Annotated in this window: 17 protein-coding genes; 4 read left to right on the forward strand and 13 right to left on the reverse strand. The window is 42.7% G+C overall.

Features of this window, described 5'->3' with window-relative positions; all coding sequences use genetic code 11:
* The first annotated feature begins 33 nt into the window (after nucleotides 1-33).
* Nucleotides 34-1,539, forward strand: coding sequence for a tryptophan halogenase family protein (locus ACGHAV_RS11430; protein ID WP_390380540.1), 1,506 nt, complete (start codon nucleotides 34-36; stop codon nucleotides 1,537-1,539).
* A 6-nt stretch (nucleotides 1,540-1,545) separates the two neighbouring features.
* Here ACGHAV_RS11430 and ACGHAV_RS11435 read toward each other — a convergent pair whose 3' ends face one another.
* The 11 genes from ACGHAV_RS11435 to ACGHAV_RS11485 all read right to left on the reverse strand — a co-directional run bounded on the left by ACGHAV_RS11435 (nucleotide 1,546) and on the right by ACGHAV_RS11485 (nucleotide 11,537).
* Complete coding sequence (locus ACGHAV_RS11435) at nucleotides 1,546-2,571, reverse strand: LacI family DNA-binding transcriptional regulator (RefSeq protein ID WP_390380543.1); 1,026 nt, start codon at nucleotides 2,569-2,571, stop codon at nucleotides 1,546-1,548.
* A 212-nt stretch (nucleotides 2,572-2,783) separates the two neighbouring features.
* Nucleotides 2,784-3,413, reverse strand: a complete 630-nt coding sequence (upp, locus tag ACGHAV_RS11440; protein ID WP_390380546.1) for a uracil phosphoribosyltransferase — start codon at nucleotides 3,411-3,413, stop codon at nucleotides 2,784-2,786.
* Nucleotides 3,414-3,554: 141 nt separating this feature from the next.
* Nucleotides 3,555-3,776, reverse strand: coding sequence for a DNA-binding protein (locus ACGHAV_RS11445; protein ID WP_334013479.1), 222 nt, complete (start codon nucleotides 3,774-3,776; stop codon nucleotides 3,555-3,557).
* A 323-nt stretch (nucleotides 3,777-4,099) separates the two neighbouring features.
* Nucleotides 4,100-6,157, reverse strand: coding sequence for a glycoside hydrolase family 97 protein (locus tag ACGHAV_RS11450; RefSeq protein WP_390380548.1), 2,058 nt, complete (start codon nucleotides 6,155-6,157; stop codon nucleotides 4,100-4,102).
* A 165-nt stretch (nucleotides 6,158-6,322) separates the two neighbouring features.
* The gene (locus tag ACGHAV_RS11455) at nucleotides 6,323-6,565 is read right to left on the reverse strand and encodes a hypothetical protein (RefSeq protein ID WP_390380551.1); all 243 of its coding nucleotides are present in this window, start codon (nucleotides 6,563-6,565) and stop codon (nucleotides 6,323-6,325) included.
* On the reverse strand, nucleotides 6,547-6,750 hold the full coding sequence (locus tag ACGHAV_RS11460; protein WP_390380554.1) for a hypothetical protein: 204 nt from the start codon (nucleotides 6,748-6,750) through the stop codon (nucleotides 6,547-6,549). Before ACGHAV_RS11460 ends, ACGHAV_RS11455 begins: the two co-directional genes overlap by 19 nt.
* Before the next feature lie 206 nt (nucleotides 6,751-6,956).
* Nucleotides 6,957-7,961: a ribosome biogenesis GTPase YlqF gene (gene ylqF, locus ACGHAV_RS11465; protein ID WP_390380557.1), complete on the reverse strand. Its 1,005-nt coding sequence runs from the start codon at nucleotides 7,959-7,961 to the stop codon at nucleotides 6,957-6,959.
* 64 nt (nucleotides 7,962-8,025) lie between these two features.
* A complete protein-coding gene (locus ACGHAV_RS11470) occupies nucleotides 8,026-8,796 on the reverse strand; it encodes a TrmH family RNA methyltransferase (protein WP_390380560.1) in 771 nt (256 codons plus the stop codon).
* A 199-nt stretch (nucleotides 8,797-8,995) separates the two neighbouring features.
* Nucleotides 8,996-9,301: a hypothetical protein gene (locus ACGHAV_RS11475; protein ID WP_390380563.1), complete on the reverse strand. Its 306-nt coding sequence runs from the start codon at nucleotides 9,299-9,301 to the stop codon at nucleotides 8,996-8,998.
* Between the two features lie 3 nt (nucleotides 9,302-9,304).
* Nucleotides 9,305-9,559: a hypothetical protein gene (locus ACGHAV_RS11480; protein WP_390380566.1), complete on the reverse strand. Its 255-nt coding sequence runs from the start codon at nucleotides 9,557-9,559 to the stop codon at nucleotides 9,305-9,307.
* Nucleotides 9,540-11,537: an aminotransferase class I/II-fold pyridoxal phosphate-dependent enzyme gene (locus ACGHAV_RS11485; protein ID WP_390380569.1), complete on the reverse strand. Its 1,998-nt coding sequence runs from the start codon at nucleotides 11,535-11,537 to the stop codon at nucleotides 9,540-9,542. Before ACGHAV_RS11485 ends, ACGHAV_RS11480 begins: the two co-directional genes overlap by 20 nt.
* Nucleotides 11,538-11,673: 136 nt before the next feature.
* On the opposite strand from ACGHAV_RS11485, the gene ACGHAV_RS11490 reads away from it, so the two are divergent.
* From ACGHAV_RS11490 to ACGHAV_RS11500, 3 genes are all read left to right on the forward strand, one after another.
* On the forward strand, nucleotides 11,674-12,003 hold the full coding sequence (locus ACGHAV_RS11490) for a hypothetical protein (protein ID WP_390380572.1): 330 nt from the start codon (nucleotides 11,674-11,676) through the stop codon (nucleotides 12,001-12,003).
* Between the two features lie 15 nt (nucleotides 12,004-12,018).
* The gene (locus ACGHAV_RS11495; protein WP_390380575.1) at nucleotides 12,019-12,204 is read left to right on the forward strand and encodes a hypothetical protein; all 186 of its coding nucleotides are present in this window, start codon (nucleotides 12,019-12,021) and stop codon (nucleotides 12,202-12,204) included.
* 65 nt (nucleotides 12,205-12,269) lie between these two features.
* Nucleotides 12,270-12,926 (forward strand): crotonase/enoyl-CoA hydratase family protein, encoded by a 657-nt coding sequence (locus tag ACGHAV_RS11500; RefSeq protein ID WP_390380578.1) that lies wholly within the window; start codon nucleotides 12,270-12,272, stop codon nucleotides 12,924-12,926.
* A gap of 93 nt (nucleotides 12,927-13,019) precedes the next feature.
* Here ACGHAV_RS11500 and ACGHAV_RS11505 read toward each other — a convergent pair whose 3' ends face one another.
* Nucleotides 13,020-13,538: a DUF962 domain-containing protein gene (locus tag ACGHAV_RS11505; protein WP_390380580.1), complete on the reverse strand. Its 519-nt coding sequence runs from the start codon at nucleotides 13,536-13,538 to the stop codon at nucleotides 13,020-13,022.
* A gap of 110 nt (nucleotides 13,539-13,648) precedes the next feature.
* Nucleotides 13,649-14,560 carry a 23S rRNA (adenine(1618)-N(6))-methyltransferase RlmF gene (rlmF, locus tag ACGHAV_RS11510; RefSeq protein ID WP_390380583.1) on the reverse strand — a complete coding sequence of 304 codons (912 nt, stop codon included), beginning with the start codon at nucleotides 14,558-14,560 and terminating at the stop codon, nucleotides 13,649-13,651.
* Nucleotides 14,561-14,788: the final 228 nt, after the last annotated feature.

Below are 14,788 nucleotides of genomic sequence, written 5' to 3' on the forward strand. Positions count from 1 at the left end.
CACATGTAAATTTTATAACAAGCAGAGTGCGACATGAATCAACCGCTTAGAATTGTAATTGCCGGTGGCGGTACTGCCGGATGGATGGCTGCAAACTTACTTGCACATCGTTTCGCTGCAATACCTATTAATATAACGTTAATTGAATCAAAAGATATTGGCACTATAGGTGTTGGAGAGGGTTCTACACCAACGCTTAAACGCTTTTTTCAAACTCTGGATATAGCTGAGCACCAGTGGATGCCAGCATGCCACGCAACCTATAAAGTGAACATTAAATTCAATGGGTGGAGTGGCGATGACAATGCATCGTATTCACATCCGTTTTTTAGTCAGCTAGACGTACACAGTGAGCGCTCATTCTATGTTAATGCGCTAACAAGACGGTTAGGCCTTGATGTTGAAACAACGCCTGACAGGTTCTTTATGGGAGGATATTTAGCCAAAAAGAACTTGGCGCCAATTCCATCGCATAACTTCCCTTTTGCTATTGAATACGGATATCACTTTGACTCGCACAAACTCAGCGAATTTTTAAAACAGCACGCTAAGCGACTAGGCGTAGAGCATATCGAAGGCAACATTGCTTCAGTAGGCACCTCAGCATCAGGCGCAATAAGCCACCTAACATGTAAAGACGGCCAAGTATTGAAAGGCGATTTTTTCATCGACTGCACTGGCTTTAGCAGCTTGCTTTTACAAAAAACGTTGAATGTACCGTTCATGTCTTTCAACAATAACCTTTTCAACGACTCAGCTGTTGTGCTTGCTACACCCGCTATCGATCACATGCCTGTTGAGACTGAATCTAGCACCATGTCGAATGGCTGGTGTTGGCAAATTCCGCTTCGTAATCGCACCGGTAATGGCTATGTATATAGTCAACAATATCAAGATAAAGACAAAGCAGAATACGAGCTGCGCAATAAGTTAAACTTATTAGATAGCGATGTTGAAGCGCGTCACCTAACTATGCGTGTTGGGCAATGCGAACAACACTGGGTGAAAAACTGCCTTGCTGTTGGTTTATCTCAGGGTTTTATTGAGCCCCTTGAAGCAACCGCTTTACACCTTGTACAAATTACCATTGAACAATTTGCTACGTATTACGCGAAAGGCAATTATACAGAGAAGTATCAGCAACACTTTAATAGCGATATAACCGAGCGCTTTGAGCGCATACGCGACTACATTGTGTGCCACTACAAGCTTAATGGCAGAACTGACAGTCAGTATTGGATGGATAACAGAGAAAACATGCAGCTATCAGAGTCATTATTAAGCCTGCTTGATGTGTGGTATCGAAAGGGTGATATTGTTCAAGAGATTAAGCGGCAAGACATCGGTAAACACTTTAGTGCAGCCTCTTGGCACTGCTTATTAGCTGGTTATCGTGTGTTTCCACAAATCGCCCAACATCAACCCGCTTCACTAGAAGAGCAAGGAGACTTGTTTGAAGAAAACAAGCTGAGCACCTTTTTTAATCGATGCTCATTAAACTTTGAGAAACAAAAAACATTGTTTACTTCTACGGTATAGCTGGCGCTATACCGTTTCACCTTTACGCATTTCAAACGGTAATATCGTTTTCCCACTTACCGCTTGAAGTAGTACCTGAGCAGCATTCTCTCCTTTCGCAGCACTCGACTGGCAAACAGTTGTTAAAGTAGGGCGAGTTCTCTGCGATTCTTCAATACCGTCAAATCCTGTAATACGAAGCTCTTCAGGTACTTTTATGCCCATGTCCAACGCAAGATGGAGCAGCTCTAAAGCAATAATGTCACTCATGCACAGCACGACATTAGGGCGAGGCGAGCTAGTCAGTAGTTCTTTTGCTGCTTGACGCGCAAAGCTACGCTCACTTTCAGGTAAGTGCCAAATACGCTCTCGACTCACATTCACATTTTTCGCTTTGGCGGCACGAAGGTAGCCGTCAAGACGACGATGCGAAATAGAGCTTTCAACACCAATTAAAGGGTTATCATAAATTCGACATGTCGAAGGTGAGTCGATAAGGCGCAGACCAAAAATAGCCAAGTTATCGCCTTCATTTAACGCGTGATCGGCCACCTCAAAGGCTGCTTCCTCATTATCAATATTAATTGAGGGCTTGTCATCAATATCAAAATCAACGGTAACTATAGGCTTTGGTGATACGGCAAGCTCGTCTACCAGCATTGCATTTCGCGGCGCACCGTAACATATAAACCCATCAACGAAATCAACAACATCTAAAATGCTTTTTGAATCGCCTGGGTATAACAGTAGATGCTTCCCTTCTTTTTGCAGCGCCCCAGACACGCCTTTAATAAATGTGCTGGCGACGGGGTCGCTTACCATATACGATATACTGTCAGCGAGTACCAGCGCCACAATGTTCGATTTACCTTTTCGTAAAATCTGTGCCGCTTTGTTAGGCCCGCTATAGCCAATTTTCTTACACTGCGACAATATTTCTTCGCGCTTTGAAGCAGATAGCTGATCAGGACGGTTGAAGGCGTTAGATATGGTGGCTGTTGAAACGCCCAATTGCAGAGCGACATCTTTAAGGGTTAATTTTGTTTTTTTCATTATTATGAGCTCTTTTCGTGAAGCAGGCTTTTTGTTCACTAAACAGTAGTTACCTAAAGCACGTAAATTCAGCGTTTGCTGGGTTTACGCGCTAGATATAACAAGCTCGATTATAATAACATTAACTTAAACGTTTAACTCATGCTTTTTAGTGTACATAAGTATAAGAATTAAAATTTAAGTATTTTATTTTTTTGGACAAGTTGGGTTAGTTATCGCGTGCCGAAGATTTTATCACCCGCATCGCCTAGCCCAGGCAAGATATAACCTTTATCGTTTAAACGCTCGTCAATTGCAGCCGTGAATATATCCACATCGGGATGCGCTGCCACAACGGCGTCAATTCCCTCTGGTGCAGCCACAAGAAAAAGCCCCATAATTTTAGTACAGCCTTTCTTTTTAAGAAGGTCGATGGTGGCAATTAACGTGCCCCCGGTGGCTAACATCGGGTCGACGATAAGGGCTGTACGCTCGTCTATGTTCTTAACCACCTTATCGAAATAGGCAACCGGTTGAAGTGTTTCTTCGTCACGATACAACCCTACTACGCTTATCTTTGCATTGGGAATCAAGTTCAACACACCGTCGAGCATACCTAAGCCAGCCCGAAGAATTGGCACTATGGTTATTTTCTTACCTTTAATTTGTTTAACTTCAACGTTTTCACCAGACCAGCTTTTTATAGTAGCGCGTTCAGTTGGGAGCGTACGCGTGGCCTCGTAAGTTAGCAAATTACCCACTTCAGAGGCCAACTCGCGAAAGTCTTTGCTGCTAATTTTCGCGTATCGCATCAAACCAATTTTGTGTGCAATTAACGGATGAGTAATTTCGTGAACGGCCATGATTAGCTCCTAAACAGTGGTTCAGGCACAGTGTCTGTGCAAAGTATTGGCAAAGAGTCAGCATAGTCTAGCGCACAAACGCCTTTCAAAAAACGCTAACCGCTACTGATTTGACAACTTATAGCTAAGCCCCGCGCTATGTTACCCAACCTGCAGAGTAGCCCCGTCTGGCATGGTTACTTCAATTTTCATGTTACCACCTACTGCACTTAAGTATGCGGCAGCACGCTGCAGAGATACATCTTGAATACGTTTCGACTCTAACTTACTGACGCCCGATGCCGTTACCGAAAGTGCCATTGCCACTACTTCCTGTTTAACTCTGTGTTGTTTTCTAATGTCGCCTAACGTTAATTCTTTCATTGTTCTTTTCCGAAGAATTCGGGCATAAAAAAGCCCAGATGGTGTAAACCTCCTGGGCTTTTGCAAAACGTTATTACCGTGATGCCCAGAAGCGACTATTTGCTCCTGAACACTCGTGGTCAGGCGCAATCAGTAATTAAATTTATTAAAGTACCAATAAGTTGAAACGTTTCGCATGATAATTCTCTTTTTTACAATGATGTGTTAAACAGTTCTTTCGCCAAATGTGAGGATGAAAAAGCACTTAGCGCTGAATTCTTATCCTTTACCATACCACCACAATTGGCAATAGCAATCACTTTCCAAAACGGAAAGTAGCATTTTTATAGTTTTTTAAATCTAATAGCTGCGCCGCCGGACGGTGCCAAGTCTAGTTTTAAAACATCTTTTGAGCTCACTGTTTTCTTCTTGATCTCAATGGCGTAAGGGTTGTTTTCCCAATGAGCGTCGTTCGCATCGACATAAACCTGTGCCTCGTACTCTTCATCACTATCAAGGAAGTCGAGAGACACGTTCAGCGTTCGAGCTTCTTCATCTGTTACTGCACCAAGGAACCAATCGTCACCGCTATAGTTCTTGTGTTTTCGCGCTTTTCTCGCTATCGCAATAAAATCGCCAACTTCGCCCTGAAGTGCTTTCGTTTCTGACCAATCTGTAGGCACGTCCTTGATAAACTGAAATGCATCGGGCTTAGCAAGGTAGTTTTCAGGAAGATCAGCAGCCATTTGTATTGGGCTATACAGCACAACGTACTGGGCGAGCTGTTTAGCCAACGTAGTTCTGGGCCGCATATAGTCGCCTTTACCCCACTCTATTCCACCGTCGTTAATGCGAACATAATCGAAATTGAAAATACCGGGAGTAAAATCCATTGGACCTGCCAACATACGCGTAAACGCTAACATTGGAATATGTTTTGGAGGATTAGGCGCAGCCCAGCCTGAATTATATTCTTGCCCTCTAGCACTTTCTCGTGAAATCCAGTTTGGGTAGGTTCTGCGTAAACCAGTGTCTTTAACCGACTCATGTGTGTTGATAGACAACTGATATTTTGCAGCGGTGGCTACGTTATGGATGAAGTGATTTACAACACGTTGGCTGTCGGTAAACTCATAGCGCATATTACCATTAGTATCTTTTACTTTAAGATTTTGCCCATGGGCAACATAGCCTGTTTTAATTTGCGATACACCTAGACTTTCATATAGCGCAAATCCATCTTCCATTTGCGCTTCATAATTAGTGATACCACCCGAGGTCTCGTGATGACCTATAAGCTTAACGCCTTTTTCTTTGCCATAATCAGTCACCTTTTTTAGGTCAAAGTCTGGGTAACTTTGCGTGAAAGAAAAAAGTTCCGAATTGGCAATCCAATCGCCGTCCCATCCTTCATTCCACCCCTCAACCAACACACCATCAAACCCATGCTCAGCAGCAAAATCCATATACGCCTTTGTGCGCTCTGTAGTGGCACCGTGCTTTTCTCCAGAACCCCAGGTAAATTTATCGATATGCATGCCCCACCAAATACCAATGTATTTACCAGGCTCTACCCAACTCACATCTCCCAGCTTATTCGGCTCGTTTAGGTTCAACGCAATGTAAGAGTTCACCAAGTCTACCGCTTCTTCACCGATGGTTATGGTTCGCCATGGCGTTTTGAATGGGCCAACCTTCCTTACTAAAGCACCGTCGTGACTTGGCGCAAGAGAAGCACTGAGTCGTCCGAGTTCTTGTTTATCTAAACTCATACCAGCAAAATCCACTAATGCGGCTTCGTGAATGGCAACGTGCAGCCCACCAGCATATTTTACAGTAAATGGCGTATGCGCTTTGTATACTTCTTGTAGCGGTGTTGTGCGATAAAGGTATTCGTAACGCTCTCTGCCGTGGGCGGGTATCCAGTATGCTGTCGCTTTGTGCGAGTCAACAAAATTGAACTCTGTAAGTTCCCTTGTAATTGTGCGCTCATTATTACCGTGGACGATATAGCGAAAGCCGATGCCATCATCGAATACGCGTGCCTGAACAGAAAACATGTTTTCTTTGTTGTGCAGATGTGAAAAAGCAACTATCAGCTCATTATGGTGATCTCTGATGTTGGTTTGTTCACCCCATGGTTGAGCCCACACAACATCGACAGAATTACGGCTTTTTTCAGTTAACGTAAAATCTCGATACATTGGTGCTGCGGTAGCAAATGTAAAGCCTAACTTGCTGTTCCCCAAAACCACTTTTTCATTGTACTCAACGCGATATTGAGCAATGTTTCCACTGTCGCTAAATACCAGTTTTAGTTTTTTATTTGGTGAAAGTACACTCACTTCAGCGGCTGAAACGGTTACAGAAAACCAAAAAATAACAAACACAAAAAAGCGCATAGTAAACCTTACAAATGTAAACAAAATGTAAGTATCAATAAATATCGTTTAATTGCAAGCACTTTCTAAATCGATTAAGAATGAGGTAATAAAAAACCGCAAAGGGAGTACAATATTGTACTCAACCTCTGCGGGAATGGGACAAAAGAAACAGGAATTGTTTCCTCAGGCATGTCCAGTGCCTAAGCCTTTACTACAAAGAAGCGACGCTTTGCCATCTTTCACCCATTCAGGTGGAGGGCGCGGCCCTGCCGCTTGCACTTTGAACCACATAGGGTGGTCCCAATTTGCAAACACACCGTCTTGACCAATACGCAAAAAGAGATTTGCGTCATCGCCAAGAATGGCGACCTCACCCTCGCCTGCATACTCAATTAAAATCTCGCTTCCTAACGGCGAACTTTGCAATTGAGCTTTATTGGCGTATCGGCAATCGTGTTTTTATCAATGACCGGAAGCCATTCACCTTTCACACCACTATTACCATGTGCCCATGCAGATGGCGCTGCAAGCGCCATCAAACAAAGAGCAAATAACGCAAAGACTTCTTTCGTAAACACATATACATTGTTGAGTGATGTACTCCACGACATTACTCTCGTACTTCACCTACATACACATGTTCGACATTTCACCGGTAACCTTAATGGTTTTTGATACAGACGGTACCAAGTTTCCTTCAGCGTCACGTGAGTTCACAAACAGAATGTAAGCCTAACGATCGTTAGATGTAATTGGATGCAACTTTTTTGTATTTTTTTATATTTTTAAAATCATAGATTTATCAATAATTCGAAAACTATCTACGATTTTTTTTCATTCGGCGACTCTGCTCTTGGCGCTTTTCTTCTCGTTTTTCTTTACGATCTTTTTTGTCAGGAGTTAATGAGCCAGTTTTAAATTTTGCTTTACGCTTTGCCTTTGCTTCTGCTTTTTTGGCAGCCGCTAACACCATTTCTTCTTTTTCTTTTTCCAGCATTTCAGGCGTTTCAAGCGTAATTCGCCCTAACTTACCCGACTGCAGTTCTTTTAATAAAATCTCGCAAATTTTATGTAAATTTATGCGACCACCGGCTTGAATGGCACCGCGCTGTTTAGCAGCTGCTTCTAAGAACTCAATTTCAGTATCAGGAAGGTGTTCAAGCTTATAACGCTCCTGCATCACCTCTGGGTAGGCCTTTATTAGGTAATCTGCAGCAAAAAAGCCTACATCATCGTATTCCATTGCCGTGTTTTTCACCGCGCCTGATGATGCTAAACGGTAAATGGAGTTAGGGTTTTCCAACTTGGGCCACAATACTCCGGGCGTATCGAACAAAATAATGCCGCTACCTAGATTTATACGCTGCTGGCTTTTTGTCACAGCGGGCTCATTACCGGTTTTGGCAATAGTACGCTCAGCCAAAATATTAATAAGTGTTGACTTACCCACATTAGGAATACCCGTAATCATGGCCTTAATAGCCTTGGGCTGTGCATCTTTCGTTGAGCAAATCGAGCGAATGAGCTGCATAATTTGCTTGCTGTTACCCGGGTTATCGCTAGATGTTGTTATGGTTTTTACGCCACGCTCTTTTTCTAAGCTCTCTTGCCATCTTGCCGTTATCTCAGGGTCAGCAAGGTCGTATTTATTCAGAATTTTAATGCAGGGCTTATCGCCACGAATTTTCGCAATTTCTGGGTTTTCACTTGAATAAGGAATACGCGCATCCAACACTTCAATAAGAATATCTACCTGACTAAGCGACTCTTTAATCTCTTTCAGGGCTTTGTGCATGTGCCCTGGAAACCATTGTAATGCCATGGTTGCTTCCTGTTATTGCGTAATTAATGGGTAGATTGAGTGAAAGTGAAAGCGTTAAAGGTTACTAGCGAGATAACTCATAAGCGCAAATATTCACTGCACTAGCTAGATTCAACGAATCTATTTTACCACTTCCGTTTATGGTAAATGCGTCTGCGTTTAGTGTGCTGATGGTATTTGATGGCACACCCCGAGCTTCGTTGCCAAATAAATAACATTCATAATCAGCAAATTGACTGTCACCAATTCGATTACCTTGCATGTCTAAATAAGCAAATTTGCTAAATCGGGAATTAAGCGTTTCAAGCGGTACATTTAATTCCATGTCTACATGAAAAATAGCGCCCATACTGGCGCGAACCACTTTGGAATTAAACGGGTCTACGCTGTTTGGACTTAGCAGAAGTGTGAAGTTACCAAACCACGCTAGTGTTCTTAAAATAGTACCTAAATTGCCCGGGTCTTGTACTTCATATAAGTACACGTATCTTGTGCTTTTTTTTGCCTCTTTCGCCAGTGTATTTCCTGCAAAAACTAAAGGTACTCTAGCAATAATTCCCTGCGGAGATGGCGTATCGCTAAGCTGCTGCATTTGCTGTTCAGTCACTATTTCTAGTTTATAGTGTTTATCAACAGCACTAAAATGCGAGGTAACCCAGTCACGATAATTTTCAGTGGCGTAAAGCGTAATACCGCTGGCATTTGGTGCTTCAGTAGATGCTTGTTTTAGCACGCTTAATAACTCTAAAACTAAGTGCTCGCCTTCCACCAAATAGAACCCAAACTGCGCTCTATATTTTTTTTGATGGAGTTTTTTCACATCACTTAGTTTCATTTATGCCAACCTTTCAAGAAATTCGCCGCAAGTTTAAGCCAACTGGCGTAAAACTCAAGCATACCCAGTAAATTGAGGGCGTTAAAACAAGACTATTTGGAGGCAAAAAAACAAACAGCTAAAACACGCGTCCGTGTTTTAGCTTAATGGCTACTGAGCGCAGAAAAACTAGCGCTTCCTATACTGACATGAAGATGAATTACGCATCTACCAACATACCCAGCTTATTCCAGCGGCGTCGGCTCTCGGAAAGAGGCATACATACGCTTGGCTCCTCACACACACTTGAGCATAGCTTGGCTTTCCCACCGGCTTCCTCAAGCTCGTTAATAAAAGCGGTGGCGTATGCTTCGCTTACACCTTGTAACAGGGTAAATACTTGTGCCGTTTCAATATCATTGGCAATTGCTGTCACTTGCTTTAAATCAACCGGTAATACTGTGCGCAAAACACGTAGTACCTTTACTGAGGTAATGTTGTCTCCATACACCTTCACATCAACCATAATTTACTCACCGATAGTAGTTACAACTTGTAAAGCAACGTTACTAGAATTGCCTTGAGAAAAAGAGTTTCCAGAAATATAGCCACCAGCGCCAGCTAAGCTAAGACCGTTTATCCTAACACCAGGCAACCTCATCTTAATGAAAGCGGTATTTCCGTAAACTGTCCCCAAGGCGGTTTTGTAACAAATATCACCGCCTTGTAATTTTGAATGACTACCTAAGTTTTTAACTGCGTCGCTAATCTTCGCAAACCACATAAATATCACCGTCGTAAATTCCTTGTACGGTGAGTTTCTGACTTGCTAGCGCGTGCAAATAATCTAAGTGTTTTTGCTCTACTTTTTGTCCGGGCACAATAAGTGGAATTCCCGGAGGGTATGGCGTAATTAAGCCTGCCGCAATTCGGCCAACACTGTTTTGCCAAGCAATGGGCTCGCGCTTACTAAAAAACGCTTTAGAAGGTAAGTCGTCCAGTTTAATCGCCGGTATATCAGCAGGAAGCGGGCTTTTGTTTTTCCGTTTGCTTAAATTCACCGCGCCGTCATCTAAACGCTTAAGGGCATTATATAAGCGCACAATTTTAGAGCGCATGCCGCCTAACGTTAGCAATACTAAAATTGTACTATGCGTAAATTTCTCTATCTCAAGTCCAACCTCATCCATTAAAAAGCGATGAATTTCCTGATTCGAATACTCCAAGGCCGACACATCAATAAGAATTTTAAGCGGGTCGTGCCCTATGTTGTCGCTTTCAAAATGCTCAAACATTTGCGTAAAGTCGTCTTTTGACAATATTTTAAGACGCTTAAACTTCGCCATTTGCGACTTTAGCTCAGCCACGTTACTTAGCAGCTCGTTCAGAATTTTGTAGCCTTCCATCTCAAGCTGTTGACGGCACACATCTAACGAAGCAATAAGCTGGTATTTAGGCGACGTGCTGGTGTGAATAGCAAAAACTTCTTTAAAAAAGTCTTTATCAAAGTCAGGGTCGTTAACATGTATAAAAGAGGCCTGAGAAAAAGCAGAAACCACCTTGTGCGCTGAATGCGTAATGTAGTCTGCGCCTGCCGCAATTGCCGAATAGTCACGTAAAGCGGGGTGAAACAGTGAGTACGCAAACCACGCTTCATCAATAAATACTTTAATGCCGTACTTGTGCGCTAAGGTTACCACTTGCTTTAAATCGGTAAGCAAACCATCGTACGTACACCCAGTTAAAACAACGAGCTTAGCGTCTTTGTTCTCTTCAATAAGTGTTTTAATTTGGCTTAATTTAGGCGGCGAAAATATACCGTACTGCGGATTAAACACGCTGTCTAAATACACTGGCATAGCGCGAGCTTGAATAATGCCGTAGTGCACCGACTTATGACAGTTGCGATCGGCAATGACTTTATCCCCTTCACGCAGTAAAGTTTGCAGAATTATTTTATTAGATGTTGAAGAGCCGTTAGTCACAAAATACGAGTGTCGTACTTCAAACGTATTGGCCACAGCAGACTGCGCTCTGCCAATGGCATAAGTGCCATCAGACAAACTGCCTAAAGAGTCTACGCTTACCGATAAATCACTAACAAACACGTTGCGGCCAAAGAAGCGATAAAAATCACTGATGTAAGGTGAATTTCTGAAGCTAGCTCCACCACTGTGGCCTGGCGTGTGCCACGAATCGTTAGCCTCTACCACATAATCTTTATATTCAGTCCAAAACGGCGTCTCGTTTCTATCGTCGAAATCGTTGATGATGTAACCAAGAATTGACTCGGGATCGCTAATAATATCGTTGCGATAGAAAAACGACTCTATTCCTTTTGCCTGATTAACAATGTCTAACCCTTTCACTGCATCGCCTAGTACATAAACGGGAAGCTCTGGACGAATGTTTTTGATTGCATCAATAACTCTAGCATTGTTTTCAACAGGAACACTTTCAGATGCGAGCTTACTACTTAACGCGTTGTCGGTTAACGTGATGTCGTTTAACGGGCTGCTATCTGCCGAAGCGCTAACCAGTTCGCTTTCTTTTGCGGCTACATCCCAGCTGAACACAACCGCTTGAATATCACCATCATCTCTAATGTACTGCAAAGCAGCAGATACCGAGCTTGCTTCAATTAAGCTTATCTCTACATCGCTGCGGTCAAAGTAGCTTATCGTATTGCCAATACTTGAGGTTATTTGTTCAAGCAAATCGGCGGCGTCTTCAATAACAAGTATTTTTAAATGAGGGCGCATTAGACATCCGTGAAATAAAAGCGCATAGCGCAACTAAATATGAATTTAGTGTAACGCCGAATTCATGCGTTGTCGTGTAAACTCTTACCAGTAATAAAGCAGTGTTATGAATAGTTAGAAAGTGTGTATTAAGTTAATGACCAAAGTTTCGAAAATTGACACAGAAACCGCGATAGCAACCTACTTACATTACAGCAAAATAGTTCTACCAAAACTTGCAGCGCAACATCCCTCAAGATGGCCTATTCAGCACGACCACTGCTTCCAACGCATAATTTTAGACAACGTATGTGGACGCGCGTGGTACGAGGCAATTCCAACGCCAGCTTATAAGAATATGACATTAGAACAAGCAAGGTCTGCAGCGAAGCTCAGCGTTGAAATAGCCACTCAGCAGGTTTGTATACACACATTAAATAACGCATCGCTAAAATGGCGAGACAAGCAGCAAGCATTTTCTTTCTAGTCTCGGGAGAATTTCATGACCAAACGAACGTCTTTAACCGACATAGTACACATCAATGACGCTAATGATTTGGAAACTGTTGTAAAAGACAAGCGACAGCAGTGGCGGGCAAACAATGCCAAAGCAAGACGCCGCCAGCGACGATACAAAAATAAATTAACCCAAGCGCTTACGCAGCAATACATACAAGAAATTGAGTAATCACGGCGCTGGTGTATCATTATCGCCATCGAACTACACTAATCATAATTCACGCAGGACTCTACATGGCTTTCGATTACAAAATAGAAAATGATATTGCTGTTATTACCTTCGACGACGGCAAAGTGAATGCTGTGGGCTTTACGCTTATTGAGCAAATTAATAACGCCCTTGATGATGCACAACAAAATGCGAAAGCTGTTGTACTACACGGCGGCGAAGGCAAGTTTTGTGGCGGTTTTGACTTAAGCGTAATGAAGTCGGGTGATGCCGATAAGCAACACGCGCTAGTGCAGGCGGGCGCTGAACTTATTGTTCGCCTATATGGCTATCCGCTTCCAGTCATTGCGGCTGCCGAGGGACATAGCATCGCAATGGGTGCCATTTTACTAATGGCGTCAGACTTACGCATAGGAAAAGATGCTGACACAAAGTACGGCCTAAACGAAACAGCTATTGGAATGGTGCTTCCACCCTTTGGTATGGAATTAGCAAAAGCGCGACTTGCCAATACAAGCCAAACAGAGGCATTGCTGTTTTCACGGATATTTGAAGGTAAAGAAGCAGTTAAAGCTGGCTTTATTGATGCAGCGGTTGCACAAGAAGCGGTATTACCTACTGCAATGTCTTATGCCGAGAAATTGAAAATGCTTCCTCGCGATGCATTTGCCACGTCGAAGCTTAAGCTTCGAGGCGATACTATCGAAAAGATGCAGGCATAAAAAAGTAAAAAGAGATGACAAAAAAAGCAGGTTGTTAGTTAAAGCCTGCTTTTCTCATTACCGAATAACGTACTTCGCCGAACATCAAGCGAATTAAGAGCGAACAGGCCCGCTTCTTTTTTCTATCTCTTGTTTAAGATCATTTCGCAAGCCTAGCTCAAAGCTAAGTTCAGCTAATACGAAAAGTGGCCCAATTGCCAACCCCATAATATCGTCAACAAACGCAGGCTTTTTGCCCTCAAAATGGTGACCGACAAATTGTAATGCCCAACCACCTACAAAAATACCTACCGATATTGCTAGCCAAACCGAAACGCTATTAGCTGCAATAGGCATGGCGAAGTACACCATAGCAGCAGTGACCGCCGCCATGACCACGCCAAGTTTTACATCTAGCTTTAAGTAAAACAGGTTACCGATTAACCATACCACTACAGCAGGGCTAATAATTGTGCTTCCCAACACTGGCAAGCTAACCGTGAAGACCGGTTTGCTTAATAAGCAAAAAACAGAAAAAACAATAAGAGGAATGCCTATGTAATGCGTATAAATGTTGCGTTGATCGCGATGATAATCGGCGTATTCGCTAAGATATTGCTGTACATTTTTCATTGGTCGTTTTCCACTTTGTAGCTTTTTTCTGCAGTTTATTGCTACCACGGACTTCAAACTGTCGCAAAGCCGACAATTACAACAAATTCACAACCGTAGTTTTGTCTAGGTTATTGGAACGACCATGCAATAAAGCGACTTATTTTATTACCCTGCCCCATTTCAACCATTTTAAACTTGGTGGCGTTGTAATAACGAATACTTGTTTCAAGGGGCTTTAAATGGGCGCTCTTTGACACTAAACATGTAAACCAGCCCACGTTATTTTTAAACAACGTACTTTCTTTTATCATTTTTTGAATAAACGCCAGCTCGCCACCTTCACACCACAACTCGTTGCTATTGCCAGCGAAATTAAGGTTCGCACTGTCTTTAGGTAAACGCGCAGGCTTACTTCCTCGCTTTTGTTTGTTCCTCGCCAGATTACTGGTTTTACTTTGCGTTCCCGCTAATGCTTCTTTGGCTGACTTGTGAAAAGGAGGGTTACACATAGTGAACGTAAAAAAGTCGTCAGGCTTGATAACACCACTAAAAATTGCCTGCGCATTACTTTGTTTACGCAACGAAAAATGTGAAGCTAAGTGGGCATTATTCTTGGCAATATCCCGTGCATTCTGCAAAGCACCATCATCAATATCGCTGCCAACAAAATGCCACCCGTAAATACTGTTACCAATAATGGGATAAATGGCATTTGCGCCAACGCCAATATCTAGACCCGTCACACCTTCTTGCTGTTTATTTTCATATGTAGCAGACGACAATAAATCAGCAATACCATGAATGTAGTCTGCACGGCCAGGCACTGGCGGGCACAAATAACCTTTTGGCAGTTGCCAATAGTCCACATTGTAATAGTGCTTCAACAGTGCTCTGTTTAACGCTACAACAGCCTGAGGGTTAGAAAAGTCGATACTTTTTTTACCGCTTTTGGCATTGATAACGAATGATTTCAAAGGTGGATAAGACCGACACAATAACGCAATGGGATAGCCGTCTTTATGAATATTTTTTGGGTGCATTCAGATTTATTGACCTTCTATCAAAGGTCTTTTTTACTGACCTTTGCGTTTTGGTTTTTAACCTACGATAACAATGTAGGGTATTGTAACTGTTAGGTCACACTAAAGACAGGCGCGCAATAGAATACAAGCTACGTCATACGAGCTTTGGCATACACACTCGTTCCTTCATTGTATACACTTCAACACCCACACATCACTGTACACAAAACACCCAACAGCACTTCC

The sequence above is a fragment of the Alteromonas sp. MTD1 genome, from assembly GCF_042848195.1.
In the GTDB taxonomy this organism is placed as follows: Bacteria; Pseudomonadota; Gammaproteobacteria; order Enterobacterales; family Alteromonadaceae; genus Alteromonas.

Bases quoted from the DNA above. Each gene is read 5' to 3' on its own strand.
- ACGHAV_RS11430 (WP_390380540.1), top strand. From the start codon at position 34: ATGAATCAACCGCTTAGAATTGTAATTGCCGGTGGCGGTACTGCCGGA.
- ACGHAV_RS11435 (WP_390380543.1), bottom strand. From the start codon at position 2,571: ATGAAAAAAACAAAATTAACCCTTAAAGATGTCGCTCTGCAATTGGGC.
- upp (WP_390380546.1), bottom strand. From the start codon at position 3,413: ATGGCCGTTCACGAAATTACTCATCCGTTAATTGCACACAAAATTGGT.
- ACGHAV_RS11445 (WP_334013479.1), bottom strand. From the start codon at position 3,776: ATGAAAGAATTAACGTTAGGCGACATTAGAAAACAACACAGAGTTAAA.
- ACGHAV_RS11450 (WP_390380548.1), bottom strand. From the start codon at position 6,157: ATGCGCTTTTTTGTGTTTGTTATTTTTTGGTTTTCTGTAACCGTTTCA.
- ACGHAV_RS11460 (WP_390380554.1), bottom strand. From the start codon at position 6,750: ATGTCGTGGAGTACATCACTCAACAATGTATATGTGTTTACGAAAGAA.
- ylqF (WP_390380557.1), bottom strand. From the start codon at position 7,961: ATGGCATTACAATGGTTTCCAGGGCACATGCACAAAGCCCTGAAAGAG.
- ACGHAV_RS11470 (WP_390380560.1), bottom strand. From the start codon at position 8,796: ATGAAACTAAGTGATGTGAAAAAACTCCATCAAAAAAAATATAGAGCG.
- ACGHAV_RS11475 (WP_390380563.1), bottom strand. From the start codon at position 9,301: ATGGTTGATGTGAAGGTGTATGGAGACAACATTACCTCAGTAAAGGTA.
- ACGHAV_RS11480 (WP_390380566.1), bottom strand. From the start codon at position 9,559: ATGTGGTTTGCGAAGATTAGCGACGCAGTTAAAAACTTAGGTAGTCAT.
- ACGHAV_RS11485 (WP_390380569.1), bottom strand. From the start codon at position 11,537: ATGCGCCCTCATTTAAAAATACTTGTTATTGAAGACGCCGCCGATTTG.
- ACGHAV_RS11490 (WP_390380572.1), top strand. From the start codon at position 11,674: ATGACCAAAGTTTCGAAAATTGACACAGAAACCGCGATAGCAACCTAC.
- ACGHAV_RS11495 (WP_390380575.1), top strand. From the start codon at position 12,019: ATGACCAAACGAACGTCTTTAACCGACATAGTACACATCAATGACGCT.
- ACGHAV_RS11500 (WP_390380578.1), top strand. From the start codon at position 12,270: ATGGCTTTCGATTACAAAATAGAAAATGATATTGCTGTTATTACCTTC.
- ACGHAV_RS11505 (WP_390380580.1), bottom strand. From the start codon at position 13,538: ATGAAAAATGTACAGCAATATCTTAGCGAATACGCCGATTATCATCGC.
- rlmF (WP_390380583.1), bottom strand. From the start codon at position 14,560: ATGCACCCAAAAAATATTCATAAAGACGGCTATCCCATTGCGTTATTG.